Origin of the sequence: Staphylococcus shinii, from assembly GCF_017583065.1 — a bacterium.
GTDB lineage: Bacteria > Bacillota > Bacilli > Staphylococcales > Staphylococcaceae > Staphylococcus > Staphylococcus shinii.
The window spans coordinates 178,707-204,571 of the sequence record NZ_JAGEVL010000001.1; the positions used below are offsets into that span (position 1 = coordinate 178,707).

Below are 25,865 nucleotides of genomic sequence, written 5' to 3' on the forward strand. Positions count from 1 at the left end.
AAGTGGCTATAATAAAAATTTTCAAGTTTACAATTTAAATCACGTGTTATAAACACAGTGTTTGTGTAGAGCATAGACGTGTGCTATAATAGTGAAGTTGAAAAAATAAAATAGGATAATCATGGAGGTTTTTATACATGACAGCAACTTGGGAAAAAAAGGAAGGTAACGAAGGCGTTTTAACCGTTACAGTTCCAGCAGAAAAAGTAGACAAAGCAATTGATCAAGCTTTCAAAAAAGTGGTTAAACAAATAAACGTACCGGGCTTCCGTAAAGGGAAAGTACCTCGTCCAATCTTTGAACAACGCTTTGGTGTAGAAGCATTATATCAAGATGCAGTTGATATCTTATTACCAGAAGCTTATGGTGAAGCTATAGATGAAACTGGCATAAAACCAGTTGATCAACCAGAAATTAATGTAACATCTATTGAAAAAGGTAGCGAAATGACATTTGAAGCAAATGTTGTTGTAGAACCAGAAGTACAATTAGGTGATTACAAAGGTTTAGAAATTGAAAAACAAAACGTTGAATTAACTGAGGAAGAATTACAAGAATCAATCGATCATCAATTAGGTCACTTAGCTGAAATGGTAGTTAAAGAAGATGGCGCTATTGAAAATGGCGACACAGTTAATATTGATTTCGACGGCTATGTTGACGGTGAACAATTTGAAGGTGGACAAGCTGAAGGCTATGACCTTGAAATTGGATCAGGTTCATTTATTCCAGGATTTGAAGAGCAATTAGTGGGTGTTAAAACTGGAGAAGAGAAAGACGTTAACGTTACTTTCCCAGAAGAATACCATGCTGAAGAATTAGCTGGTAAAGAAGCTACTTTCAAAACTAAAGTAAATGAAATTAAATTCAAAGATGTTCCAGAACTAACAGATGAAATTGCTAACGAATTAGATGCAGAAGCAAACACTGTTGACGAATTCAAAGAAAACTTACGCAAACGTCTAACTGAACAAAAAGAAACTGATGCTGAAAATAATCAAAAAGAAGAAGCGATTAACAAAGCAGCAAACAATGCTACAATTGATGTTCCAGAAGCAATGATTAACACTGAGTTAGATCGTATGGTTCAAGAATTTGGACAACGTATGCAACAACAAGGTCTTAATCTAGAAACTTATTTCCAAATTTCTGGTCAAGATGAGTCACAATTAAGAGAGCAAATGAAAGATGATGCAGAAGAACGTGTTAAAACAAACTTAACATTAACTGCTATCGCAGATGCAGAAGAAGTTGAAGTATCTGATGATGACATTGACAAAGAATTAGAAAAAATGAGTGGACAATTTAATATCTCTGTTGAAGATATTAAACAAACGCTCGGTAATACTGACATTGTTAAAAATGATGTACGTATCCAAAAAGTGATTGACTTATTAGTTGATGAAGCTAAATTAGTAGAACCATCTAAAGATGACTCAGAAGCGTAACTAAATATAGAGTGAGCAAATTATTTTGTGAATTATATGTTAGTCGTTTAATATAGTAAACTAGTAGCAGATGCATTCAAAAATGTATCTGCTACACTATTTTGTGCAAATAACTTGTGAAAGCTGCAAGTTGCATATTAGAATACTATCTAGTATAGTCTTTAGGGAATAGGGGTGTAAATAGAATGTTCAAATTCAATGAAGATGAAGAAAATTTAAAATGCTCTTTCTGTGGTAAAGATCAAGACCAAGTAAAAAAATTGGTTGCAGGAAGCGGCGTGTATATTTGTAATGAATGTATTGAGCTATGTTCAGAAATAGTTGAAGAAGAATTAGCTCAAGCAGAACCTGAAGGTTTAACTGAATTACCAACACCTAAAGAAATTATGGACAAATTAAATGATTATGTTATAGGACAAGAAAAAGCTAAAAAATCATTAGCTGTTGCAGTCTATAATCATTATAAACGTGTCCAACAATTGGGTCCTAATGAGGATGAAGTAGAACTACAAAAAAGTAACGTAGCTTTAATTGGTCCAACTGGTAGCGGTAAAACACTTTTAGCACAAACATTAGCTAAAACATTAAATGTTCCATTTGCCATTGCAGATGCTACTAGTTTAACTGAAGCTGGTTATGTCGGCGATGATGTTGAGAACATTTTACTTCGTTTAATACAAGCAGCAGATTTTGATGTAGATAAAGCTGAAAAAGGTATTATTTACGTCGATGAAATTGATAAAATTGCAAGAAAATCAGAGAATACATCAATTACCCGTGATGTTTCTGGTGAAGGTGTACAACAAGCCTTACTTAAAATTTTAGAAGGTACAACTGCAAGTGTCCCACCTCAAGGTGGAAGAAAACATCCAAACCAAGAATTAATTCAAATTGATACAACAAATATCTTGTTTGTACTTGGTGGTGCGTTTGACGGAATCGACGAAGTTATCAAGCGTAGATTAGGTGAAAAAGTTATTGGTTTCTCAAGTAGTGAAGCTTCTAAATACGATGAAGATGCTATTCTTGAACAAATTAGACCAGAAGATTTACAATCATATGGTTTGATCCCTGAATTTATTGGACGTGTGCCAATTGTAGCTAACCTTGAAACGTTAGATGTCGATGCATTGAAAAATATCTTAACACAACCGAAAAATGCGTTAGTTAAACAATATACTAAAATGCTTGAACTAGATGATGTGGAGTTAGTGTTTACAGATGAAGCGTTATCTGCGATAAGTAATAAAGCAATAGAACGTAAAACAGGTGCACGTGGACTGCGTTCAATTATTGAAGAGGCTTTAATCGACATTATGTATGATGTACCATCTACAGACGGTGTTGTAAAAGTAGTTATTACTGATCAAACAATAACTGAAGAAAAAGATCCTGAACTATACGATAAAGAAGGTAACCTTGTGAACAAGGAACAAACTTCTGCGTAAACTATCTATATATGTTAGCTTGGCAAAACAAACAAACTTTGAACTAAGTTTTAGGTAAATGCTTTTTTACTTTGTTTGTTACTGCCAGCATCATATTTGAGGCCGACACGTTTATGACGTCAGGCCTCATTTTTTTATGAAAATAATACGATGTTTTAAAAATACATATTCATATTAGACTTATTGTAATATAATTAACAAGTGAATTTATAAGAAAAGAGGGTCGATAATGAAGATTAATCCTAACGAAATAGAATTATTAATTAGTGCTGTAAAACCAGAGCAATATCCAGAAACTGGACTAAGTGAAGTTGGCTTAAGTGGTAGATCTAACGTTGGTAAATCAACTTTTATAAACAGTATGATTGGCAGGAAAAACATGGCGCGTACATCACAACAACCAGGTAAAACACAAACATTAAATTTTTATAATATAGATAACCAACTTGTATTTGTAGATGTGCCTGGCTACGGGTATGCAAAAGTAAGTAAAAAACAACGCGAAGCTTTTGGAAAAATGATAGAAAAATATATTTCAGGAAGAGAAGAATTAAAATTAGTTATACAACTTATAGACTTAAGACATAACCCGACTGAGGATGATATCTTAATGTATAACTATTTAAAATATTATGAAATCCCAACATTTGTAGTAGCTACAAAAGAAGATAAAATTGCCAAAGGTAAAGTTCAAAAACATTTAGCAAATGTACAACAGAAATTAGAAATGGAACCTGAAGATGAAATAATAAGCTATTCTTCAATCAAAAATAATAACCAACAACAGATATGGGATATTATTGCCAAATATCTATAGTAGCTACTAATAAGAGTGATTAAAACTTTTAAGTTGAAGTTATATTTAGGTTTAATTATGACAACAATTTGAATGTAAATTATAATTCTTCTAATTTACTGGTGCAAGTTACTTAACTCAAGCTATAATTGTGTTATAATTTACTTATTGTAATATGTATGGAGGGCGTTATAAATGCATTTAATTGCGGTTAGCATAAATCATCGCACAGCAGATGTAGCACTTAGAGAAAAAGTTGCTTTTAAGGATGATGCCATACGTTCAGCCAATGTTGGTTTATATGAAACGAAGTCTATATTAGAAAACGTGATATTGTCAACTTGTAATCGTACAGAAGTATACGCTGTAACAGATCAAATTCATACAGGTCGCTATTATATTCAAAGATTTTTAGCGAGATCGTTTGGTTTTGATGTTGAAGAAATTAAAGAAATGACTGAAGTAAAAGTGGGGGACGATGCAGTAAAACATTTATTGCAAGTTACTTCAGGATTAGATTCTGTAGTTCTTGGAGAAACACAAATTCTTGGACAAATAAGAAATGCATTTTTCATTGCTCAAGAAGAAGATACAACAGGTACAATCTTTAATCATTTATTTAAACAAGCAATTACTTTTGCGAAAAAAGCACATAATGAAACAGATATTGCTGACAATGCAGTAAGTGTTTCATATGCTGCAGTTGAACTTAGTAAAAAAGTGTTTGGCAAAATTAATAACAAGCAAGCTTTAATCATTGGTGCAGGGGATATGAGTGAACTATCACTCCTTAATTTAATTGGTTCAGGTGTAACAGATATTACGATTGTGAATAGAACTTTGAGCAAAGCTCAAAACTTGGCAATGAAACATAACGTGAAATTTGAAGCAATGGCATCTTTACCACAACTTTTAGCAAATGTGGACATAGTAATTAGTTCAACGAGTTCTGATGAATATATTGTAACGAATCGTATGTTACAATCATGTGCATCTGAACGTAAAAATGATTCATTAGTATTAATTGATATTGCAGTTCCTAGAGATATTGAACCTACAATCGATGCGATAGAAGATGTGTTTAATTATGATGTAGATGACTTAAAAGGATTGGTAGATGCCAATTTGAGAGAACGTCAAAATGCAGCTGAGCAAATTATGCAAAGCATTCCAAATGAAATTGCAGCGCATAATGAATGGGTGAATATGTTAGGTGTTGTGCCAGTTATTCGAGCATTAAGAGAAAAAGCTATGAATATTCAAGAAGATACTATGGACAGTTTAGATCGTAAATTACCAGGTTTATCAGAAAGAGAACGAAAAATAATTTCTAAACATACGAAAAGTATTATCAACCAAATGTTGAAAGATCCTATAAAACAAGCTAAAGAATTAAGTAGTGATAAGAAAAGTACCGAAAAATTAGAGCTATTTCAAAACATTTTTGATATTGAAGCTGAAAATGCATATGAGCCTAAAAAGGAAACTACTAATAAGGTGTCAAACAGCCAAATCTTAAGTTTTGAATAAGCATATTCAAATGGTGATGATATGCAAGAAATTATGTTCATAAGATTAAATGAACTTATATTATTATTTTATTTTTTTAGTATCGCTTGTTACTTTTTCGATTTTATCAAGAAGTTTTATAAAGTAAGAAGAATTGGTTTTGTTACATTAGGGGTTGTTTGGGTGTTACAAACAATCTCTTTATCATTTTATATAAACGTTACGAAACAAGTACCATTGGGTAATATTTTTGATGTGTTTTTTGCACTAGCATGGTTGATTATTTCTATTTCCATTGTGATTAGTGTCATTAAACAAATAGATTTTTCCATTTTTTTATTTAACTTAATTGGTTTTGTCTTTATTGCTATGAGCACTTTTCAACCAATGCATTACCATGGTACAGGTGAAAAATTAAACTTAATCAATGAATTGCTTATTGTACATGTGACATTTGCAATTATTAGTTACGCATTATTTGCCTTTGCCTTTGTAAATAGTATTTTATACTTAATTCAGTATAAAAATTTAAAGCAAAAGCGATTTGATCAAAAATATTTTAGAATTGCAAGTGTCGCTACGCTTGAACAAATAGTATTTTATAGTAGTCTAATTGGTTTTTTATTTATCATTTTGAGTATTATCTTAGGTGCCCAGTGGGGCTTCAACGCTTTAGGGTTAAATATCTTAATAGATCCTAAAGTTGTTATGTCAATAATAATCACTTTGTTATATGGTATTTATATCATTTTTAGAGTGAAGCATACGTTAACTAAACATAAATTAATTTATTTTAATATCATCTTATTTTGTTTGAGTATGGTAAATTTATTTTTTGCTTCACATGTTTCTGATTTTCATCAATGGACAGGAATATAATTATAAAAATTAAATGATAAATAGTTGTATTTTTAGGAGGTTGCGCATGATGCGTAAGTTAGTCGTTGGTTCAAGAAGAAGTAAATTAGCTTTGACACAAAGCCAACAGTTTATAGATAAATTAAAAGCAATAAAGCCTGATTTAGATATCGAGATTAAAGAAATAGTAACTAAAGGTGATCGAATAATAGACAAACAGTTATCAAAAGTTGGTGGGAAAGGATTATTTGTTAAAGAAATACAAAACGAATTGTTCGACCACACAATAGATATGGCGATTCATTCTTTAAAAGATGTACCAAGTGTTATACCGGAAGGTTTAACGTTAGGTTGTATACCAGATCGTGAAAATCCATATGATGCCTATATAGCAAAAAATCACGTTAAATTGCACGAACTTCCTGACAATAGTATTGTAGGTACTAGTTCATTGCGTCGTGGTGCACAAATTCTTGCAAAATATCCTAATTTACAAATTAAATGGATTCGAGGTAATATTGATACAAGGTTAAGTAAATTAGAAAATGAAGACTATGATGCCATTATTCTTGCTGCTGCTGGTCTTAGACGTATGGGGTGGTCTGATGATATCGTCACGACTTACCTAGATAAAGAAACGTTAATTCCTGCAATTGGGCAAGGTGCGTTAGGGATTGAATGTCGTTCAGATGACAAAGAATTACTAGATTTGTTAAGCAAAGTGCACAATAGTGATGTTGCGTCGTGTGTGACTGCTGAAAGAACATTTTTAACACGTATGAACGGTAGTTGCCAAGTGCCTATCGGTGGCTATGCAACTAAAGAGAGTGATGGTGATGGTACAATTGAGTTTACCGGATTAATTATGTCGCCTGATGGCAAAGAACGTTACGAACACACAGAGCGAGGTACAAATCCAGTTGAGCTCGGTGAAAAAGTTACTGAAGTATTAAATGCGCAAGGCGCTTATGAAATAATTAAAGCACTAAACGAAGAACAATAATCCTTCGAGGTGAAAATAATGAGACCAGTTATAGTTATGACACAAACCAGTGAATTTAAAAGAAATGATGCTTGTATCTTACACAGACCGTTTATTCGTGTACAGCCATTATCATTCGATTTAAATTTATTGAATGTGAACTATGACTGGCTTATTTTTTCGTCCAAAAATGCGGTGAAGTTTTTTCAACCATATCTAACACGTGTTAAAGTGGATAAAATAGCAGTTATAGGTGAGAAAACTGCAGACTACTGTAAATCGCTAGGATTGAAGGTGTCGTTTTGCCCTAAAGACTATTCACAAGAAGGGTTTCTCGAATCGTTTTGTGCTGATGAAGGAAGTAAAATATTGTTGCCTTCAAGTAGTGCGGCGAGGTCGTTATTACAAGATGAATTGCATAACCAAAAATATATAGTTCAGAAAATTGACTTGTATAAACCAGTTCCACATACTGATAATATCTGTGAAGTTAAAATGATGATTAAAAAAAATGAAATCGATGCTGTAGCTTTTGCAAGCTCTTCGGCTGTACGTTACTTTTTTAATCATGAAGAACCAGTGAACTTTGAACATTATTTCGTAATTGGATTGCAAACATTGGAGACTTTATGTGAATATGATGCAAAAGGTACAGTATCAGAAATTCAAACACTTGAATCATTAGTTAACAAAATAATAGAAAGTTGGGAAACAAATGCAATTTGATAGACATAGAAGATTACGTAGTAGTAAATCAATGAGAAGTATGGTGCGTGAAACACATATAAGAAAAGAAGATTTAATTTACCCTATTTTTGTTGTAGAACGTGATAATGTTAAAGAGGAAATTAAATCAATGCCAGGCATATACCAAATAAGTTTGAATCTACTAGGTGATGAAATTAAAGAAGCTTATGATTTAGGTATCAGAGGCATTATGTTTTTCGGTGTACCAAATGAAAAAGATGCTGTAGGTACTGGCGCTTATGACCATAACGGTATAATACAAGAAGCGACTAGAAAAGCCAAATCAATGTACAGTGATTTATTGATTGTAGCAGATACTTGTCTATGTGAGTATACAGACCACGGACACTGTGGTGTTATCAATGAAGAAACGAAAGATGTCGACAATGATAAATCATTGCCTTTATTAGTAAAAACAGCAATTTCTCAAGTTGAAGCAGGAGCTGATATTATTGCCCCAAGTAATATGATGGATGGCTTTGTAGCAGAGATTCGTGAAGGCTTAGATAAAGCAGGTTATCATAATGTACCTATTATGAGTTATGGTATTAAATATTCATCGAGTTTCTTCGGGCCATTCCGTGATGCAGCTGAATCTGCACCACAATTTGGCGATCGCAAAACATATCAAATGGATCCAGCAAACCGTAGAGAAGCTTTAAGAGAACTTGATAGTGATTTAAATGAAGGTGCAGATATGATGATTGTTAAGCCTGCATTAAGCTTTTTAGATATTATTAGAGACGTTAGAAATACAACAAATGTTCCTGTTGTTGCATATAATGTAAGCGGTGAATACAGCATGACTAAAGCTGCGGCAATTAACGGGTGGATAGACGAAAAGGCTGTAGTCATGGAACAAATGATTTCTATGAAACGCGCGGGTGCAGATATGATTATTACTTATTTCTCAAAAGACATTTGTCGATATATAGATGAAGAACAATAGGAGGATGAATAAAATGCGTTATAGTAATTCTGAAAAAGCAATGGAAAAAGCTCAACATTTAATGCCTGGAGGCGTAAATAGTCCAGTTAGAGCTTTTAAATCTGTAGATACGCCAGCGATTTTTATGGATCATGGTGAAGGTTCAAGAATATATGATATTGATGGCAATGCTTACATTGATTATGTATTGAGTTGGGGACCGTTAATTTTAGGTCATAAAAATAAGCAAGTTATTGATAAAATTCATGAAGCAGTTGATAAAGGTACAAGTTTTGGTGCGTCTACAACATTGGAAAACAAATTAGCAGAACTTGTTATAGATCGTGTGCCATCAATCGAAAAAGTACGTATGGTTTCATCTGGTACAGAAGCAACATTAGATACCTTGCGTTTAGCTCGCGGCTATACTGGAAAAAATAAAATTATTAAATTTATTGGTTGTTATCACGGCCATAGTGATTCTTTACTAATTAAAGCTGGTTCGGGCGTTGCAACTTTAGGTTTACCAGATTCTCCAGGTGTCCCTGAAGGTATTGCTAAAAATACAATTACTGTGCCTTATAATGATTTAGAGGCAATTAAAGTTGCATTTGAAGAATTTGGCGACGATATCGCAGGCGTTATTGTAGAACCTGTTGCAGGTAATATGGGTGTCGTTCCACCGGTCGAAGGCTTTTTACAAGGTTTAAGAGATATTACCACTAAATATGACTCATTATTGATTTTTGATGAAGTTATGACAGGTTTTAGAGTAGGTTATAACTGCGCACAAGGCTACTTTGATGTGACACCAGATTTAACTTGTTTAGGTAAAGTAATCGGCGGTGGATTACCAGTAGGCGCTTTTGGTGGTAAAAAAGAAATCATGGATCATATTGCACCTGCAGGCGATATTTATCAAGCCGGTACTTTATCAGGTAATCCATTAGCTATGACTAGTGGTTATGAAACATTAGTGCAACTTAAACCAGAAACATATGATTATTTTAATAAATTAGGTGACCAATTAGAAGCAGGATTAAAAACAGTGTTTACAAAACATAATGTGCCAATCACTGTAAATCGAGCAGGTTCTATGATAGGATATTTCTTGAATGAAGGGCCTGTTACAAATTTTGAAGAAGCAAACAATAGTGATTTAGAAATGTTTAGCCAAATGTACAGAGAAATGGCTAATGAGGGCGTGTTTTTACCACCTTCACAGTTTGAAGGCACGTTCCTCTCAACAGCGCACACCGAAGAAGATATTAAACAAACAATAGAAGCGTTCGATACTGCTCTAAGTCGAATTGTATAAAGCTTAAATTATGCCCGAACAACCATAGCGTTGATCGGGTTTTAATATGGATAGCTCAGTTAAGTATGACGATAACTATGAAAGTTGTGAGAACATGAGTAAGCAATTAAGAAATAATATCATCGTTTTATCGCTAGCTATTTTATTAAGTCTAATCTTAAATTCAGCAAATATATTGTTACCATTTATGTTTGGACCTATAATTGCCAGTGTCATTTGTGTTAGATGCTTTCACATGGAAGTTGAATGGCCGTTTTGGCTAAGTCAAATTGGGTTGGTATTATTAGGTGTCCAAATAGGATCAACTTTTACTGAAAATGTGATATTTGATATCAAAGATGATTGGCTGACCATTATATTAATCACAGTTATGCTATTAGGGCTTGCATTAATAATAGCCTTTTTCTTTAAAAAAATTGCTAATGTAAATACTGAAACTGCAATTTTAAGCGTGATTCCAGGTGCGTTAAGTCAAATGCTTATAATGGCAGAGGAAAATAAGAAAGCGAATATTATGGTAGTCAGTTTAACGCAAACATCAAGAATTATATTTGTTGTTATTCTTGTGCCATTTATTTCGTATTTCTTTCAAGGCAGTGGCGATAATCGTTCTGCAAAGGATAGTGTAGTCAATACACTAACCGAAGCATTGACTATTCCCAATATACTTTTATTAGCACTTGCAGTATTTTTAGTATATGTCATTATGGGGAAAATTAATTTTCCGACCAGACAATTACTTGCACCGATATTAGTACTTATCTGTTGGAATTTATTAACTGGCGTTACATTTACCTTAGACAATTATATTATTGCGGCAGCACAAGTTATTTATATGATACGTATTGGTATACAAATTGCTAAATTATTAGACCAAATGAAAGGTAGAATTGCTGTAGCAATTGCATTTCAAAATATACTATTAATATTACTGACTTTTGTAATGGTGTTACTTATTGCAATGGTTTCCGACCATTCTGTTAATGAATTATTTTTAGGTGCTGCGCCAGGCGGTATGAGTCAAATCGTGTTAGTTGCAATTGAAACTGGTGCAGATGTAGCATTGATTTCAAGTTATCACATCTTTAGAATATTCTTCATACTATTCCTAATTGCTCCTTTACTAAGTTATTTCCTAAAATACAGAGTAGCGAAAGATTCTATTAATAAGAAATTTTAAAAATTACGATGAAATATAATAAAACCACAGTAAACACTATGGGTTTGCTGTGGTTTTATCTATAAATGATAAGTATAGAACGTATTTTCAATTATATAAGTAGTGTATTGGAAAATATTTAATCGAAACCTTTTCCGTTATATACTTTAGGATTATTCGGACAACTTTGAAGATGTGCGTTGTATAGACCTGCAGCTTCTAAAAAAGAAAAAACAGTAACAGGACCTAAAAATTTAAAGCCATATTTTTTAAGCTGCTTTGACAGTTCAGTAGCACGTTCATCGACAGTAATGCGATCACTTGCCATAGTATAGCCACAATCAATTGGTTTATGATCTACGAAGGACCATAAAAAGTCACTAAAGCTTCCATAATCCTTTTCTATATCGAAATAACCTTGTGCTTGGCTAACAATTGCTTCTATCTTTTTCCGATTATGTACGATATTGGGAAAAGTCATTAAGCGTTCAATATCGTCAGTTGTCATTTTTGAAATTTTAATTGGATCAAAATTGTAAAATGCTTGTTCATAAGATTCTTTTTTCTTTAAAATAGTTAACCATGAAAGACCAGCATGTTGGGATTCAAGTGCAATTAATTTAAATAATTTCAAACTATCATAAATTGGTTGTCCCCATTCCTCATCGTGATAGTGGAGGTATAGTGAATCTTTGGTTCCAAATGCGCATTCATTCATAAATTTCACTCCAGTGCATTGACTTATTTTAACATCCATTATACTATAATTAAGTAAAAGAATATTGTCTACTGGGAAGAGTAAATAAGCTGAAATTTATAAGAGAGTACATGGTTGGTGTAAATGTATAATTTAACTTATTGAAGGTAGCCCACATTGAACTTTAGCTGAAATATAATTCTTAAATAATTATAGTATAGGCTAAAGCGTGTTTGAGCGTTAATCATATAATTAAGTGCTTGAAATTACATTTATAATTTCTTGAATTTAGGTGGTACCACGGAATATCCGTCCTATATTGATAGGGCGGGTATTTTTATTTTTAAGGAGGATTTTAACGTATGGAAATGAAACCAAAATATAATCCGAACGAAGTCGAGTCCGGACGTTATGACCAATGGGTTAATAATGGTTACTTTAAAGCAAAAGAAGATAGTTCAAAAGAGACATATACAATTGTAATTCCACCACCGAATGTAACTGGTAAATTACATTTAGGGCATGCGTGGGATACGACATTACAAGATATATTGACACGAATGAAACGTATGCAAGGTTACGATACTTTATATTTACCTGGTATGGACCATGCAGGCATTGCTACGCAAGCGAAAGTTGAAGCAAAATTAAACGAACAAGGTTTATCACGACATGATTTAGGTCGAGAAAAATTCCTTGAACAAGCTTGGGATTGGAAAGAGGAATACGCTACTTTTATCAGAGAACAGTGGGCAAAACTTGGCCTAGGTTTAGATTATAGTAGAGAACGTTTCACGTTAGATGAAGGTTTAAGTAAAGCTGTGAAAAAAGTATTCGTTGATATGTATAACAAAGGCTTGATATACCGCGGTGAATATATTATAAATTGGGATCCAATCGCACGTACTGCTTTATCTGACATTGAGGTAATACATGAAGATGTTGAAGGTAAGTTTTATCATTTTAAATATCCATATGTAGATGGTGATGGATTTATTGAAATTGCTACAACACGTCCTGAAACAATGTTAGGTGATACTGCAATTGTTGTAAATCCTAATGATGAGCGTTATAAAGATGTTATAGGCAAGAAGGTTATTTTACCTATTCTTGGTAGAGAACTACCTATATTAGCAGATGAATATGTTGATATTGAATTTGGTAGTGGTGCAATGAAAGTAACACCAGCACATGACCCTAATGACTTTGAAATTGGAAATCGTCATGATTTAGAACGTATTATCGTAATGGATGAAGCAGGCAAAATGAATGATAAAGCTGGCAAATATCAAGGCATGGATCGATTTGATTGTCGTGAACAATTAGTTAAAGATTTAGAAGCTGAAGACCTTGTTATTAAAATTGAGGCTCATGAGCATTCAGTAGGTCATTCAGAGCGTTCTGGTGCAGTTGTAGAACCATATTTATCAACGCAATGGTTTGTTAAAATGAAACCACTTGCTGAACAAGCACTAGATAATCAAAAAACAGACGATAGAATTGATTTTGTTCCTGCACGTTTTGAAAAAACTTTTAATCGTTGGATGGAAGAAATTAGAGATTGGACAATATCACGTCAACTTTGGTGGGGACATCAAATTCCAGCTTGGTATCATAAAGAAACGGGTGAAATATATGTAGGTGAATCAGCACCTGAAGATATTGAAAATTGGACCCAAGATGAAGATGTATTAGATACATGGTTCTCAAGTGCGTTATGGCCATTTTCTACGTTAGGTTGGCCAGACACGGAAGCTGAAGACTTTCAACGTTACTTCCCAACTAATGCATTAGTGACTGGGTATGACATTATTTTCTTCTGGGTTGCGAGAATGATATTCCAAGGTTTAGAATTTACTGGTAAACGTCCTTTCAATGATGTACTATTACATGGATTAGTTAGGGCGGAAGACGGTAGAAAAATGAGTAAATCACTAGGTAATGGTGTGGATCCTATGGATGTCATTGATGAGTATGGTGCAGATAGTTTAAGATACTTCCTAGCTACTGGTTCATCGCCTGGTCATGACTTACGCTATTCTACGGAAAAAGTTGAATCTGTATGGAATTTCATTAACAAAATATGGAATGCTGCGAGATTTAGTATCATGAATATTGGTGAAGACTTTAAGGTAGAAGAAGTAGATTTATCAGGTAACCTTTCTCTTGCAGATAAATGGATTTTAACTCGATTAAATGAAACCATTGCTAATGTTACTGATTTAAGTGATAAATATGAATTTGGTGAGGTTGGGCGTACTCTTTATAACTTCATTTGGGATGAATTCTGTGATTGGTATATTGAGATGAGTAAGATACCTATGAATGGTGAAGATGAAGCGCAAAAACAAGTTACACGTTCAGTGCTTACGTATGTGCTCGATAATACAATGAGAATGTTACATCCATTTATGCCATTTGTTACAGAGCAAATTTGGCAAAATCTACCTCATGAAGGTGAAACAATCGTAAATGCATCTTGGCCAAAAGTGAATGATGCTCTTACTTTTGATGACAGTAAAGAAACGATGCAACAACTCGTTGAAATTATTAAATCAGTAAGACAATCACGCCTTGAAGTAGATACACCTCTGTCAAAAGCAATTCCAATCTTCATTAAAGCGAAAGATGACAATATTAAAGATACACTGTTAAACAACTCAAATTATATTGATAGATTCTGTCATCCAAGCGAATTGACAATTGATACAGATATTGAAATTCCTGAAAAAGCTATGACTTCTGTTACGACTGCTGGTGAAGTTGTGTTACCATTAGAAGGTCTAATAGATATGGATAAAGAAATTGAGCGTTTAGAGAATGAACTCTTGAAATGGGAAAAAGAGCTTGATCGCGTGAATAAGAAATTAGCAAATGAAAACTTTGTCAATAAAGCACCTGAAAAAGTTATTAATGAAGAACGTGAGAAAAAACAAACGTATCAAGAAAAATATGATGGTGTAAAATTACGAATTAATCAATTAAAAGCATAGGAGTCCTTAAGATGAATTACCTAGATAGCTTATATTGGATACATGAACGAACTAAATTTGGCATTAAACCTGGCGTCAAACGTATGGAGTGGATGTTAGATAGACTGAACAATCCTCAATTTAATATAAATGGTATTCACGTTGGTGGTACAAATGGTAAAGGATCCACGGTGTCATATCTACGTTCAGCACTTGTTGATAACGGATATGAAGTAGGGACTTTCACATCGCCATTTATTGAAACGTTCAACGAACGTATTAGCTTGAATGGTGTGCCAATAAGTGATGATGATATTGTTAAATTAGTTCAAAAAGTAAAACCAGTAAGCGAAGCCTTAGAAGTGGAAACTGACCTTGGAACTGCAACCGAATTTGAGATTATTACAACTATGATGTTTTTATATTTTGGTGAAATCCACCCAGTTGACTTTGTAATTATTGAAGCGGGATTAGGTATTAAAAACGATTCTACTAATGTTTTTAAACCAATCTTATCTATATTAACAAGTATAGGTTTAGACCATACTGATATATTGGGTGACACATATGTAGATATTGCAAAAGATAAAGGTGCGATTGTAAAACCGAACACACCTATCATTTATGCTGTAAAAAATGAAGAAGCACTCAAAGTTATTCGCGATTATGTTGAACAACAAAATGCTGAAGGTATTGAGTTGGATAGAGATATTAGTATTATATCCGAAGATGAAGAATTCACTTATCGCTATAAAGATTATGAACTTGAGACGCTTTTATTAAATATGTTAGGTGAACATCAAAAAGAAAATGCCGCGTTAGCAATTACCGCACTCATCGAATTAAATGAGTCAGACATCGTTGATTTAGATTTCAATAAAATGATTGATGGTATTGAGTCAGTGAGTTGGACAGGCCGGATAGAACAAGTGAAAGAACGTCCGTTGATGATTGTCGATGGCGCGCATAACGTTGAAAGTGTAGAAGCGTTAATAAGTACAATGAAAAATTATTATCACACTGAAAATATTGATATTTTATTTTCTGCAATCAAAGGTAAACCTTTAAATGCTATGGTTGATCAACTTAAAACGATTGCTTCTACATTCTATATAACAGATTTTGATTTTCCGAAAGCTTTAACAAAAGAAGCAATCTTTGATGAAGTTCGATTTGACCAAAAAGCACTTGTTGACGATTATGTGAAATTTATCGAATCTTATAATGGTGATGGTTTAATCATTACTGGAAGCTTGTATTTTATAAGTGAAGTAAAAGCTAAAGTCGATTTCAGTTAAATATAAAATTTTTATTAAATAAGCGAACGGTTTAACAGTTTATTGACCGTTCGCTTATTTTTGTTTCAAATAAAAGAAAAGTTATAACTAAATATAGTTATAACCAAGAGCTAAAAGTTAGTTTGAAAAATTGGCTCTTTGACAATTTTTTGACGAGAGAAATTCGATTAACTTTAGTGATGCGCATTTCCTATTTTATTTTGTAATTGTATGATAATATTTAAAAAAGGGGAGGTATTAGATTAAAATGACTGAAAAGAAATTCCCAAAAGATGCAATGCGTGTTTTAAAAGAAACAAGTCGCACTTTTTATATTCCGATAACTTTTTTGGAAAAAGAATTAAAACATACTGTAGCATCTGCCTATTTAGTATTAAGAGCTATTGATGAAATTGAAGATCATGAGGAATTAGATAACGGTTTAAAACATTCAATACTGATGCAAGTGAGCGAGTTATTTAAAGCGCCATTTGATGAAGTAAAATACATGCAAATTCTTGAACCAGTAAAAGGTAAAATGCCTGAAGTTACTTTAAGATTAGGTGAGTGGATAGAAGCTTGTCCTAGTAAGACATTGCCAATTGTATTAGATGCTTCTAGCGAAATGGCTTTTGGTATGGCGAAATGGGCGAAAGCAAATTGGGACATTCATACCAAAGATGATTTAGATGATTATACATATTACGTAGCGGGCCTTGTCGGTGTCATGCTCTCACAATTATGGGATTTATGTGCAAATGTTAAAACAGATAGAGAATTGGCTATTGGATATGGACGAGGCTTACAAGCTGTCAATATTCTTAGAAATGAACAAGAAGATTTTGCAGAACGCGGAGTTAGTTTTATGCCTGATGATTGGACACGAGATGATTTGTTTAATTACGCAGAAGATAATTTAGCAAAAGCGGATGCATATATGAAAGACATTAATAAAAAAACAATTTTACTATTTTGTCGTTTGCCATTAGCGCTTGCTCATAAATCACTTAAAGCAATGAAAAATGGTAGAGAGAAGATATCTAGAAAAGAAGTTGAAGAAACTGTAGATGAAATTCAAAAAGATTAGATGCTAACAATGTTTTTGAATAGTTAAATTTTATTAACATTACAAAATTAAATACCAATATCAGCTTTATACATATAAAACCAGCTCATTAAATTTTCGAGCTGGTTTTATTATTCGAACATATAATTCACAAATGAACTATCATATGATGATTAAAATATTAACGCTAATTACAAAATTTGCTTTGTTAGGTAAGTGTTGTTGAAATTATTTAATTATTGTTATTTTTCTTATTGGTTTTATCGATTGGTGCTATAATGCTTATTAGGAGGTGAAGTGTTGGTAACGCTACTTTTAATTTATCCTATATTGTTTAGTTTTTTATATCAACTATGTTTTGTAGAAAAGCTGGAATTAAGTTATCTCACACTCCGTTCAAGGTGTGATGATTGTCTCAAAGAAATAAGACTTTTGGAATTGATACCGGTTTTAAGCTTTATTTTTTTAAGAGGTACTTCAAGTTGTTGTAATCGAAAAATAAATATTTTTTACTTGATTGGTGAGTTACTCTCTTTGATTCCTCTCTTTTACATATTTTATGTACCTCATAATTTAATTGATAACGCTACTTTACTATTAATTTATTTATTTCTACTCATCTTAGCTATATATGACCTTAAGACATACACAGTTCCATTGCATGTGATAGTCGTTTTTGCTATTTGTATTTGTTTTATTACTCCTCTTCACATCATGTCATTTCTCTTCGTAACAAGTTTACTTCATGTATTTTATATACTATTTCATAATGCCATTGGTTATGGTGATATAATTATTTTCTCTTTGCTAGCATTAGCTTTGCCTTCTATTGAATTTTCAATCATACTTTTATTTACATTTATCTGTGGCGGTCTTTTTGCCTTGTTCATATTAATTGTATTTCATAATGAAAGTTCAAAAATTCCGCTTATTCCTTTTATTTATCTCGCATTTAATATAACACTATTAACATATCAAAATTTTATCTTTGGAGGTTTTTAGTTATGAAGATAAAAGAACTGGCCAATAATCAAAAACCTAGAGAAAGGTTGCTAAACAATGGCCCAACCCATTTATCTGATGCTGAATTATTAGCTATTTTAATTAATACTGGTAGGAAAGGATGTTCAAGTTTAGATATAGCTAATGAATTATTGAAATCAGTAGAAACTTTAAAACAGTTAAAGGCATTATCTATTAATGATTTAAATAAAGTGAAGGGAATTGGTTTGTATAAAGCATTAATTCTAAAAGCAGCATTTGAGCTTGGAGAACGCATGCATTCAGGTAGTTTAGAAGAAAAAATACAAATTACTAGCCCTCAAGATGTTGCTAATTTTATGATGGGTAAAATGGAACATTTAACTCAAGAAAAATTTATTGCATTATTTCTTAATTCTAAAAATGTAATTATCAAGCAGAAAACGATATTTATTGGGACATTAAATTCATCAATTGTTCACCCTAGAGAAATTTTTAGCGAAGCAGTAAAATGCGCTAGTAACGCCATTGTAGTATTACATAACCACCCGTCTGGTGACACTACGCCATCTAAAGAAGATATTAGAACAACTGATAGACTAAGAGAATGTGGAGTAATTCTTGGGATAGATGTACTAGACCATATTATTATTGGGGATCATGCATATCTGAGCATGGTAGAGGAAGGGTATTTTGATTAAGTCTAAATGCCTGTAGTTCTTTATTTGGAGATATATACATGTATAGTATAAACTTCTTATTATAATACGCGTTCCACTTAATTTTAGCTTTCTGGAATTGATTACTTACGGTATAATCGAGTTGTTAATTAAGGAGGAGTTGTGAAGTGGGAACAATATTATTGATTGGCTTATTGCTGCCTGTAATTTATTTAATGCAGTTAGTTAAAAATCAAAAACCTATAGACTTTAAAAGTACTAAAAAAACAGTAATCATTTCAATTGTAGGGATTTTATTAACTACTATGTTATTCTTTATTTTTAATACGAATCATACCTCTTTTTGGTTATACTTAATCGGGGCATTAATTATCGCAATTATATGGGCGCTACTATTGTGTGGATGTTATTATTTTTATCAAGTGTTATCAAACAATGTTAAAAAATAGGTATAACGTTTGGGAAGCATTAATTTGTATATTATGGTTATAGTAAAATTATGTGTGAGCACAACGAGATCAAAAAGAACGGAGAAAGAAGTCAAATCTAACTTTTGACTTCTTTCTCCGTCATAAAAGCAGGTAAACTCCTTACAAAAAATAAAAATGTATATTTAAGTAAGAATCTTATCAGCTACTGGAATGATTTATACCTGTGATAACATGCATAGATTGTGTTCTTTATACTCTGATTTATATAAAACTAAAGTAACTATTAAAGTTCTCCATTATCCAAAGAATACCTTGATAACCTAGATATATACAAAGTACGATAATTCCAACGTATATTAAAAATCTTAAAATTGATAAACCTACTCTAAATAATAATATAACTAAGAGGGCAAGTAGGATTATAGATATAATACTCATAATTATATTTCACTCCCTTTGTACATAATTGTACTATGAATAAAGCACGTATGCATCAGTCTATGGTTAACTTTTGAATACTACTACAGACTGATGATATTTAAATTAATTGATTTTATAATATAGAGTGAATTATAGGAGGGTGGTTCATGCGGTTTATTTTTAGTATTATTAAAAATTTTATAGCTATTATAGCCATTATAGTCATTGTTTTCTTCGCATTGAAATATGCGCCGTTTTTAAAAGACCAACAATGGAACCCAGTGCATAATAACGAGCCACCTACTAGCAACATGCAAACAGAAGGTGATTTAACAGGCGGTCAACGTTATTCTGTAGAAGATAATGATATATTAAAAAATGTGCCTCGTAGTCAGGCTAAGAATGTATTTGATTGGATAGATAAGAAAGAATTTATGTCTGTATCAGGTATTGGTAGAATGGGGTATAGTGATAAATATTTAGCAGGTCAACGTGGTGATGAATTTATTATTTATAAATTTGGCTCAGACTCTATTCGTGTTTATAAAACAGAAATAGAGATGGAACAAGACCTTAATCAACTTGGGGAACATATCGAATTGCAACCACCATCTAATTACGAGTAAGTGGTTTGAATTCTCAGCTAAAATGCGTTAGCCTTATATAAGTAAAAACGTAAAAGGTTGGTGTCTAATTATGAGTGAACAGTCTAAAGATAAAAAAGTAGATGAACAAGCAAAAGCACAAAATTTATTCGCACGTTGGCGTAAAGAAGAAACTTTATATAAAGAAGACGAAAAAGAGGCTGAAAAAGAAGCTGAAAAATCTAGTGAAACAAGTGACGAAGAAGAAAAATAGCTATATTTTCACTGGTACTAAATGGGTGTTAAGAAGTTTCTAATACATGATTTTTAATTAATTGAAACTGTAAGCCTGGCTCCTTAGTGATGTGTGACCACTTTATATTTAAAAGTCTCAATTTAAAAATTGTAATGGTAGATAGCGTAAGTTCTATTCTATTTATTATAAAAATTATATCGAAAGAGACTGGGAGACAAATCCCAGAAGAATAGCACTCAGATGAATTGAATTAAATCATCTGAGTGCTTCTTTTTGGCTTGTTCCTCAAGGGTCTCGCCAAAATACTTTTGGAAAATAAGACCCTTACGTATAATTTAATAAAGACTACTAAATTAAATTAACGAGGTGCCTTATATATAAAGATTATAATATGACTCAACTTACACTACCAATGGAAACTTCAGTTCTTATCCCCACAAGTGATATGTCACGACATGTTAATAAAATCGTTGAAACAATCCTTGAAAATGAATTCGATGAATAATTCAAACATCATCGTGGCGCTACATCATATCATCCTAAAATGTTTTTTTAGTTGTGTACAAAATGATAATATACAAAAAGTTGATACTAAATAAAGCCATTCATAGTTTGTATTCAGAACAAAAAATTAAGAAAGCGAATGTTACGGCAATATAATATTTACGATATAGTAAATAGCTATTTAATGATCTTATTTTGGAGTTTGTTCTTTTAGTGGATAACAAATTTAGCTAATATATATTTTTGAATTTAAAATTTTTGAAAAAACGAGACTTTAATGCACTATTTGGTTTGAAACTTGTTATAATACAAATTAACATTACATTTTATGTTTTAAAGTAGAATTTTAGCATGATTTTTCTAGCGTTCTTTATATTAAATAGGGGTTTAGAATTTTATTTGCGAATAATAAGGTTACCACTTTATTTCAATCTACGAGTAATATAAAATGATATAAAGTAGTAAAATAGTCGGGTAATAGAGGTGTTTAGGTTGTCAAAGTTTTTTAAAAACAACAAGTTGATTGTTATTTTATGTGCAATCATTGTGTTTATTGCCTTAATTGGTGTATCTTTACGTTCGCAATCACAATCACCAGTAGAACAATACGTAGGAGATTCAGTTGCATTCGGTCAAAGGGCGGTTAGTTATCCTGTTCATTTCGTAACAGGTTCAATCAATAACCTTTTTGCGAAAGATAGTTCGAAAGAACAAAACAGTAAGGTTAAGCAATTAGAAGCTGAAAACGAAAGACTGAAATCAGAGAATAAAAAGTATAAAAAAGAACTGGATATAGAAGACATATCTAAATTCGAACCAATTTCTAGTACGGTGTTATCTAGAAATCCAGACCAATGGATGAATACATTAGTTATTAATCAAGGTGCTAAAGATGGAATAGAAAATAATATGGCCGTGATGACTTCAGAAGGTCTAGTAGGTCGAATCTCTAAAGTAAATCAATTTTCATCACAAGTAGATTTGATTTCAACAAACACACGCGCTAATCGTTTATCAGTTAATATCCAACATGATGATAAAAATGTTTTTGGATTAATCGATCATTATGATTCTAAAAACGAAGAATTAATTATTACTGATATTAATAACAAGGATAGTGTGAAAAAAGGAGATAAAGTTGTTACAAGTGGTTTAGCTGATCAATTACCAAGTAGCATTTACATAGGTGAAGTTTCAAAAGTAGAAAATGATGAATACGGCTTATCAAAAGAAGTAAGAGTGAAAACAGCAGCGAATTTATCAGATTTAAATCATGTATATGTAGCTAAAAGAGACCCTAAGACAATACCGGATAATGAAAGTGGTGATAATTAATGCGTGCATTATACTACTTTCTTATCGGTATTGTATTATTTTATATTGATACTGCAATAGGGTTAATTATACCAATGCAAATTGGCACGAAAGATATTATATTTGTCCCACACCTGACTCTAATGTATTTACTAATAATATGTGTTTATAGAAGTTTTGGTGTAGCTATTATTTTATCTACTGTGTTAGGCCTAATTACTGATTTATATTTTGGTAGTTTTTATGGGTTGTATTTATTTGGTTATATATTGTTCGTTGTAATTCAAGACTTTTTCTTTAAAACATTTTATAGAGACTATACGATGTTGTTCTTTGTGGTTTTATTAAGTACAATATTCCTAGAAATCTATGTAGCTATTATTTATAGCGTACTAGGATTAATAGCATTTAATTTATTTGAATTTTTACTTTATAGATTAATACCTACATTAGGGCTTAATTTTATATTACTCATTATTTTCTATCCAATTATTATTAAATTCTTTAGAAAAGTACAATTGAAGATTGACAGTAAGAAACCCTAATGCTAAAATGCAGTAGTTGAGTAGTTTTTAGCTACATACAACCGCTCGGATTTAGGTTAAAGAACATGTATGTCACCTAAATTTGGCGTGACTTAAATTATAGGAGGTGCAAAGTATGTTTGCTATTATTGAAACAGGTGGAAAACAAGTTAAAGTAGAAGAAGGACAAGAAATCTTTGTTGAGAAATTAGATGTTAACGAAGGTGATTCTTTCACATTTGACAAAGTATTATTCGTAGGTGGAGACGCAGTTAAAGTTGGTGCGCCAACAGTTGAAGGTGCTTCAGTTACTGCTACTGTTAAAAAACAAGGTCGCGGTAAGAAAATCACTGTATTCACATATAAACGTCGTAAAGACTCAAAACGTAAAAAAGGTCATCGTCAACCTTACACTAAATTAACTATCGACAAAATCAACGCATAATTATGATTACTGTTGATGTTACATTGAACGATGTCGGTCAAATCACTGATGTTATCATGGATGGCCATGCAGAACATGGCGAGTATGGACATGATATAGTTTGTGCAGGTGCATCCGCAGTGCTTTTTGGAAGTGTTAATGCTATAATGGGTTTAACAACTGAGAAGCCCGATATCGATTACAATGATGACGGTGGACATTTCCATGTTAGAAGTGTTGATACTTCTAATGAACAAGCGCAATTAATTCTTCAGGCAATGTTAGTTTCATTGCAAACAATTGAAGAAGAATATAAAGAAAATATCAGATTAAACTATAAGTGAGGTGCAATCATAATGTTAAAATTAAATTTACAGTTCTTCTCATCTAAAAAAGGACTTGGTTCTACAAAAAACGGACGTGACTCAGTTTCTAAACGTTTAGGAGCTAAACGTGCTGATGGTCAACACGTTACAGGTGGATCAATCTTATTCCGCCAACGTGGTACTAAAATTTATCCTGGTGAAAATGTAGGTCGTGGTGGCGACGATACATTATTCGCTAAAATCGACGGCGTTGTTAAATTTGAACGCAAAGGTCGCGACAAAAAACAAGTTTCTGTATACGCAGCAGCTGAGTAATTTGTCATCGTTAACACCAGAAGTGATCACTTCTGGTGTTTATTTTTTGTCTTTATTTTCTAGTTAATGAGATAATGATATAATGTATAGAATAATAAGAAAAATAAATTTTAAGAAAAAGAGGTGAAATCATGTTTGTCGATCAAGTTAAAATATCACTTAAAGCAGGTGATGGTGGTAATGGTATAACAGCATACCGCAGAGAGAAATATGTTCCATTCGGTGGCCCGGCAGGTGGTGACGGTGGCGACGGTGCATCTATTATATTTGAAGTAGATGAAGGTTTGAGAACGTTATTAGATTTTAGATACCAAACACATTTCAAGGCTAAAAGAGGCGACGCCGGTCAAAGTAGTAATATGCATGGTAAAAATGCTGAGGAACTCGTACTAAAGGTGCCACCTGGCACGATTATTAAAAATGTTGAAACGGAAGAGGTTTTAGCTGATTTAGTTGAAAATGGTCAACGTGCAGTAGTGGCTAAAGGTGGTCGAGGCGGTCGTGGTAATTCTCGTTTCGCATCTCCTAGAAACCCAGCACCAGATTTCAGTGAAAATGGTGAACCGGGTGAAGAAATTGATGTTACTTTAGAATTAAAATTACTAGCTGATGTTGGTTTAGTTGGCTTCCCTAGTGTAGGTAAATCTACTTTATTATCTATTGTATCTAAAGCTAAACCTAAGATAGGCGCATATCATTTTACAACAATAAAACCTAACCTTGGTGTTGTTTCTACGAAAGACCAAAGAAGTTTTGTAATGGCAGACTTACCAGGATTGATAGAAGGTGCGTCTGAAGGTGTTGGATTAGGTCACCAATTTTTAAAACACGTTGAACGCACAAAAGTAATTGTTCATATGGTAGATATGAGTGGCTCTGAAGGTCGTGATCCTTATGAAGACTACAAGGTTATCAATGAAGAATTAAATGCCTACGAACATCGTTTAGAGGAGCGACCTCAAATTGTGGTTGCTAATAAAATGGATATGCCTAATGCAGAAGAGAATTTAGAAGCATTTAAAGAAGCTTTGAATGATGATTTTCTGCACATTATCCCACTTTCCACATTTATGCATGACCATATTGATGAACTGCTTTATGCTATAGCAGACAAATTAGAAGAAGTAAAAGACATTGACTTCAGTAAAGATGAAGAAGAAGATTTAGGTGTCAATAGAGTGATTTACAAACATACACCTAGTCAAGATAAATTCACAATTACACGTGATGACGATGCTGCGTACGTTGTAAGCGGTAAAGCAATCGAAAGAATGTTTAAAATGACAGACTTTAACAGTGATCCTGCAGTACGTCGATTTGCACGTCAAATGCGTTCTATGGGTATTGACGAAGCGTTGAGAGCACGTGGATGTAAAAATGGAGATATTGTTAGAATCCTTGGTGGAGAATTTGAATTCGTTGAATAGGAGTGCTTGAAAATGGACAAAAAAGATTATAAAAAGTTTTACTTAATTCGCGAGGATGTATTACCGGAATCTGTTGTAAAAACCTTAAAAATTAAAGAAGTTTTGAAAAATGATCCGTCATTGTCCATATTTGAAGCAGTTAAACAATTCGATTTATCAAGAAGTGCGTTTTACAAATATAGAGATACAATATTTCCTATTGATGAAAAAATGGAATCTACACGTGAATTCACATTAATATTATATGTGAATGATATCGTAGGAATGTTGGCAGAAGTTTTAAATACTTTATCAAGTTTAAGTTTGTCAGTGTTAACAATTCATCAAAGTATACCAATGGAAAGTAGAGCGACGATTACACTTTCATTAGATGCTAAAGGCACAAATTTAGAAATTGATGATGTTATGGAAGCGTTGCGAGTTATTGATCACGTTTCTAAAGTAGAATTAATTAGTATGACTATATAAGGAAGT

Annotated in this window: 27 protein-coding genes and 2 other annotated features; of the genes, 25 read left to right on the forward strand and 2 right to left on the reverse strand. The window is 32.5% G+C overall.

Features of this window, described 5'->3' with window-relative positions:
• The first annotated feature begins 137 nt into the window (after positions 1-137).
• From tig to J5E45_RS00910, 10 genes are all read left to right on the forward strand, one after another.
• Complete coding sequence (tig, locus tag J5E45_RS00865; protein WP_039069379.1) at positions 138-1,448, forward strand: trigger factor; 1,311 nt, start codon at positions 138-140, stop codon at positions 1,446-1,448.
• Positions 1,449-1,633: 185 nt separating this feature from the next.
• On the forward strand, positions 1,634-2,896 hold the full coding sequence (gene clpX / locus J5E45_RS00870; RefSeq protein ID WP_039069378.1) for an ATP-dependent Clp protease ATP-binding subunit ClpX: 1,263 nt from the start codon (positions 1,634-1,636) through the stop codon (positions 2,894-2,896).
• Positions 2,897-3,125: 229 nt separating this feature from the next.
• The gene (yihA, locus tag J5E45_RS00875; RefSeq protein WP_039069377.1) at positions 3,126-3,713 is read left to right on the forward strand and encodes a ribosome biogenesis GTP-binding protein YihA/YsxC; all 588 of its coding nucleotides are present in this window, start codon (positions 3,126-3,128) and stop codon (positions 3,711-3,713) included.
• A gap of 174 nt (positions 3,714-3,887) precedes the next feature.
• Positions 3,888-5,222 (forward strand): glutamyl-tRNA reductase, encoded by a 1,335-nt coding sequence (gene hemA, locus J5E45_RS00880; protein ID WP_069792193.1) that lies wholly within the window; start codon positions 3,888-3,890, stop codon positions 5,220-5,222.
• A 21-nt stretch (positions 5,223-5,243) separates the two neighbouring features.
• Positions 5,244-6,080, forward strand: coding sequence for a cytochrome C assembly family protein (locus J5E45_RS00885; RefSeq protein WP_039069375.1), 837 nt, complete (start codon positions 5,244-5,246; stop codon positions 6,078-6,080).
• A gap of 49 nt (positions 6,081-6,129) precedes the next feature.
• Positions 6,130-7,062, forward strand: a complete 933-nt coding sequence (hemC, locus tag J5E45_RS00890) for a hydroxymethylbilane synthase (protein ID WP_208181617.1) — start codon at positions 6,130-6,132, stop codon at positions 7,060-7,062.
• A gap of 18 nt (positions 7,063-7,080) precedes the next feature.
• Positions 7,081-7,767, forward strand: a complete 687-nt coding sequence (locus tag J5E45_RS00895; RefSeq protein ID WP_039069374.1) for a uroporphyrinogen-III synthase — start codon at positions 7,081-7,083, stop codon at positions 7,765-7,767.
• The gene (gene hemB / locus J5E45_RS00900; protein WP_039069373.1) at positions 7,757-8,737 is read left to right on the forward strand and encodes a porphobilinogen synthase; all 981 of its coding nucleotides are present in this window, start codon (positions 7,757-7,759) and stop codon (positions 8,735-8,737) included. The genes J5E45_RS00895 and hemB overlap by 11 nt, the downstream gene beginning before the upstream one ends.
• A 13-nt stretch (positions 8,738-8,750) precedes the next feature.
• Positions 8,751-10,034, forward strand: coding sequence for a glutamate-1-semialdehyde 2,1-aminomutase (gene hemL / locus J5E45_RS00905; RefSeq protein WP_039069372.1), 1,284 nt, complete (start codon positions 8,751-8,753; stop codon positions 10,032-10,034).
• A gap of 94 nt (positions 10,035-10,128) precedes the next feature.
• On the forward strand, positions 10,129-11,214 hold the full coding sequence (locus tag J5E45_RS00910; protein WP_039069396.1) for an AbrB family transcriptional regulator: 1,086 nt from the start codon (positions 10,129-10,131) through the stop codon (positions 11,212-11,214).
• Positions 11,215-11,332: 118 nt separating this feature from the next.
• Here J5E45_RS00910 and J5E45_RS00915 read toward each other — a convergent pair whose 3' ends face one another.
• Positions 11,333-11,911, reverse strand: coding sequence for a DNA-3-methyladenine glycosylase I (locus J5E45_RS00915; RefSeq protein ID WP_039069371.1), 579 nt, complete (start codon positions 11,909-11,911; stop codon positions 11,333-11,335).
• Between the two features lie 58 nt (positions 11,912-11,969).
• Positions 11,970-12,210 (forward strand) — a binding site (T-box leader).
• 42 nt (positions 12,211-12,252) lie between these two features.
• Between J5E45_RS00915 and J5E45_RS00920 the strand changes: the two genes are divergently transcribed.
• The 6 genes from J5E45_RS00920 (at position 12,253) to J5E45_RS00945 (ending at position 19,315) form a co-directional block, all read left to right on the forward strand.
• Complete coding sequence (locus J5E45_RS00920) at positions 12,253-14,883, forward strand: valine--tRNA ligase (protein ID WP_107549581.1); 2,631 nt, start codon at positions 12,253-12,255, stop codon at positions 14,881-14,883.
• A gap of 11 nt (positions 14,884-14,894) precedes the next feature.
• Positions 14,895-16,160, forward strand: coding sequence for a bifunctional folylpolyglutamate synthase/dihydrofolate synthase (locus J5E45_RS00925; RefSeq protein WP_039068324.1), 1,266 nt, complete (start codon positions 14,895-14,897; stop codon positions 16,158-16,160).
• 247 nt (positions 16,161-16,407) lie between these two features.
• Positions 16,408-17,226, forward strand: a complete 819-nt coding sequence (locus J5E45_RS00930; protein ID WP_039068323.1) for a squalene/phytoene synthase family protein — start codon at positions 16,408-16,410, stop codon at positions 17,224-17,226.
• A 279-nt stretch (positions 17,227-17,505) separates the two neighbouring features.
• Positions 17,506-18,207 carry a prepilin peptidase gene (locus tag J5E45_RS00935; protein WP_208181465.1) on the forward strand — a complete coding sequence of 234 codons (702 nt, stop codon included), beginning with the start codon at positions 17,506-17,508 and terminating at the stop codon, positions 18,205-18,207.
• Between the two features lie 2 nt (positions 18,208-18,209).
• A complete protein-coding gene (radC, locus tag J5E45_RS00940) occupies positions 18,210-18,887 on the forward strand; it encodes a RadC family protein (RefSeq protein WP_039068321.1) in 678 nt (225 codons plus the stop codon).
• Between the two features lie 146 nt (positions 18,888-19,033).
• Positions 19,034-19,315 carry a hypothetical protein gene (locus tag J5E45_RS00945; protein WP_039068320.1) on the forward strand — a complete coding sequence of 94 codons (282 nt, stop codon included), beginning with the start codon at positions 19,034-19,036 and terminating at the stop codon, positions 19,313-19,315.
• Positions 19,316-19,558: 243 nt separating this feature from the next.
• On the opposite strand, the gene J5E45_RS00950 is transcribed toward J5E45_RS00945, so the two are convergent.
• The gene (locus J5E45_RS00950) at positions 19,559-19,735 is read right to left on the reverse strand and encodes a hypothetical protein (protein ID WP_101049511.1); all 177 of its coding nucleotides are present in this window, start codon (positions 19,733-19,735) and stop codon (positions 19,559-19,561) included.
• Positions 19,736-19,884: 149 nt separating this feature from the next.
• Here J5E45_RS00950 and J5E45_RS00955 point away from each other — a divergent pair, with 149 nt between their 5' ends.
• From J5E45_RS00955 to J5E45_RS00995, 9 genes are all read left to right on the forward strand, one after another.
• Entirely contained in the window at positions 19,885-20,343 is a 459-nt protein-coding gene (locus J5E45_RS00955) for a DUF4930 family protein (RefSeq protein ID WP_039068319.1), read from the forward strand.
• A gap of 70 nt (positions 20,344-20,413) precedes the next feature.
• On the forward strand, positions 20,414-20,575 hold the full coding sequence (locus tag J5E45_RS00960) for a hypothetical protein (RefSeq protein ID WP_172643883.1): 162 nt from the start codon (positions 20,414-20,416) through the stop codon (positions 20,573-20,575).
• Between the two features lie 978 nt (positions 20,576-21,553).
• The gene (gene mreC / locus J5E45_RS00965) at positions 21,554-22,396 is read left to right on the forward strand and encodes a rod shape-determining protein MreC (protein WP_039068318.1); all 843 of its coding nucleotides are present in this window, start codon (positions 21,554-21,556) and stop codon (positions 22,394-22,396) included.
• Positions 22,396-22,920, forward strand: coding sequence for a rod shape-determining protein MreD (gene mreD, locus J5E45_RS00970; RefSeq protein ID WP_208181467.1), 525 nt, complete (start codon positions 22,396-22,398; stop codon positions 22,918-22,920). The genes mreC and mreD overlap by 1 nt, the downstream gene beginning before the upstream one ends.
• Before the next feature lie 29 nt (positions 22,921-22,949).
• Positions 22,950-23,023, forward strand: a sequence feature (ribosomal protein L21 leader region).
• 12 nt (positions 23,024-23,035) lie between these two features.
• Positions 23,036-23,344, forward strand: coding sequence for a 50S ribosomal protein L21 (gene rplU / locus J5E45_RS00975; protein ID WP_017724677.1), 309 nt, complete (start codon positions 23,036-23,038; stop codon positions 23,342-23,344).
• A gap of 2 nt (positions 23,345-23,346) precedes the next feature.
• Positions 23,347-23,667, forward strand: a complete 321-nt coding sequence (locus J5E45_RS00980; RefSeq protein ID WP_039068316.1) for a ribosomal-processing cysteine protease Prp — start codon at positions 23,347-23,349, stop codon at positions 23,665-23,667.
• A 12-nt stretch (positions 23,668-23,679) separates the two neighbouring features.
• Positions 23,680-23,964 carry a 50S ribosomal protein L27 gene (gene rpmA, locus J5E45_RS00985; RefSeq protein WP_017724675.1) on the forward strand — a complete coding sequence of 95 codons (285 nt, stop codon included), beginning with the start codon at positions 23,680-23,682 and terminating at the stop codon, positions 23,962-23,964.
• A 131-nt stretch (positions 23,965-24,095) separates the two neighbouring features.
• On the forward strand, positions 24,096-25,391 hold the full coding sequence (gene obgE, locus J5E45_RS00990) for a GTPase ObgE (protein WP_208181468.1): 1,296 nt from the start codon (positions 24,096-24,098) through the stop codon (positions 25,389-25,391).
• 12 nt (positions 25,392-25,403) lie between these two features.
• Complete coding sequence (locus tag J5E45_RS00995) at positions 25,404-25,859, forward strand: ACT domain-containing protein (RefSeq protein WP_017724673.1); 456 nt, start codon at positions 25,404-25,406, stop codon at positions 25,857-25,859.
• The last annotated feature ends 6 nt before the right edge of the window (positions 25,860-25,865 follow it).

Excerpts from the sequence above, each read along its gene's own strand:
- J5E45_RS00925 (WP_039068324.1), top strand. The coding sequence starts at position 14,895 with ATGAATTACCTAGATAGCTTATATTGGATACATGAACGAACTAAATTT.
- radC (WP_039068321.1), top strand. The coding sequence starts at position 18,210 with ATGAAGATAAAAGAACTGGCCAATAATCAAAAACCTAGAGAAAGGTTG.
- J5E45_RS00995 (WP_017724673.1), top strand. The coding sequence starts at position 25,404 with ATGGACAAAAAAGATTATAAAAAGTTTTACTTAATTCGCGAGGATGTA.
- mreD (WP_208181467.1), top strand. The coding sequence starts at position 22,396 with ATGCGTGCATTATACTACTTTCTTATCGGTATTGTATTATTTTATATT.
- hemB (WP_039069373.1), top strand. The coding sequence starts at position 7,757 with ATGCAATTTGATAGACATAGAAGATTACGTAGTAGTAAATCAATGAGA.
- J5E45_RS00955 (WP_039068319.1), top strand. The coding sequence starts at position 19,885 with ATGCGGTTTATTTTTAGTATTATTAAAAATTTTATAGCTATTATAGCC.
- J5E45_RS00950 (WP_101049511.1), bottom strand. The coding sequence starts at position 19,735 with ATGAGTATTATATCTATAATCCTACTTGCCCTCTTAGTTATATTATTA.
- J5E45_RS00930 (WP_039068323.1), top strand. The coding sequence starts at position 16,408 with ATGACTGAAAAGAAATTCCCAAAAGATGCAATGCGTGTTTTAAAAGAA.
- obgE (WP_208181468.1), top strand. The coding sequence starts at position 24,096 with ATGTTTGTCGATCAAGTTAAAATATCACTTAAAGCAGGTGATGGTGGT.
- hemC (WP_208181617.1), top strand. The coding sequence starts at position 6,130 with ATGCGTAAGTTAGTCGTTGGTTCAAGAAGAAGTAAATTAGCTTTGACA.
- J5E45_RS00980 (WP_039068316.1), top strand. The coding sequence starts at position 23,347 with ATGATTACTGTTGATGTTACATTGAACGATGTCGGTCAAATCACTGAT.
- J5E45_RS00920 (WP_107549581.1), top strand. The coding sequence starts at position 12,253 with ATGGAAATGAAACCAAAATATAATCCGAACGAAGTCGAGTCCGGACGT.
- tig (WP_039069379.1), top strand. The coding sequence starts at position 138 with ATGACAGCAACTTGGGAAAAAAAGGAAGGTAACGAAGGCGTTTTAACC.
- rplU (WP_017724677.1), top strand. The coding sequence starts at position 23,036 with ATGTTTGCTATTATTGAAACAGGTGGAAAACAAGTTAAAGTAGAAGAA.
- J5E45_RS00960 (WP_172643883.1), top strand. The coding sequence starts at position 20,414 with ATGAGTGAACAGTCTAAAGATAAAAAAGTAGATGAACAAGCAAAAGCA.
- J5E45_RS00910 (WP_039069396.1), top strand. The coding sequence starts at position 10,129 with ATGAGTAAGCAATTAAGAAATAATATCATCGTTTTATCGCTAGCTATT.
- rpmA (WP_017724675.1), top strand. The coding sequence starts at position 23,680 with ATGTTAAAATTAAATTTACAGTTCTTCTCATCTAAAAAAGGACTTGGT.
- yihA (WP_039069377.1), top strand. The coding sequence starts at position 3,126 with ATGAAGATTAATCCTAACGAAATAGAATTATTAATTAGTGCTGTAAAA.
- J5E45_RS00895 (WP_039069374.1), top strand. The coding sequence starts at position 7,081 with ATGAGACCAGTTATAGTTATGACACAAACCAGTGAATTTAAAAGAAAT.
- hemA (WP_069792193.1), top strand. The coding sequence starts at position 3,888 with ATGCATTTAATTGCGGTTAGCATAAATCATCGCACAGCAGATGTAGCA.
- J5E45_RS00885 (WP_039069375.1), top strand. The coding sequence starts at position 5,244 with ATGCAAGAAATTATGTTCATAAGATTAAATGAACTTATATTATTATTT.
- J5E45_RS00915 (WP_039069371.1), bottom strand. The coding sequence starts at position 11,911 with ATGAATGAATGCGCATTTGGAACCAAAGATTCACTATACCTCCACTAT.
- hemL (WP_039069372.1), top strand. The coding sequence starts at position 8,751 with ATGCGTTATAGTAATTCTGAAAAAGCAATGGAAAAAGCTCAACATTTA.
- clpX (WP_039069378.1), top strand. The coding sequence starts at position 1,634 with ATGTTCAAATTCAATGAAGATGAAGAAAATTTAAAATGCTCTTTCTGT.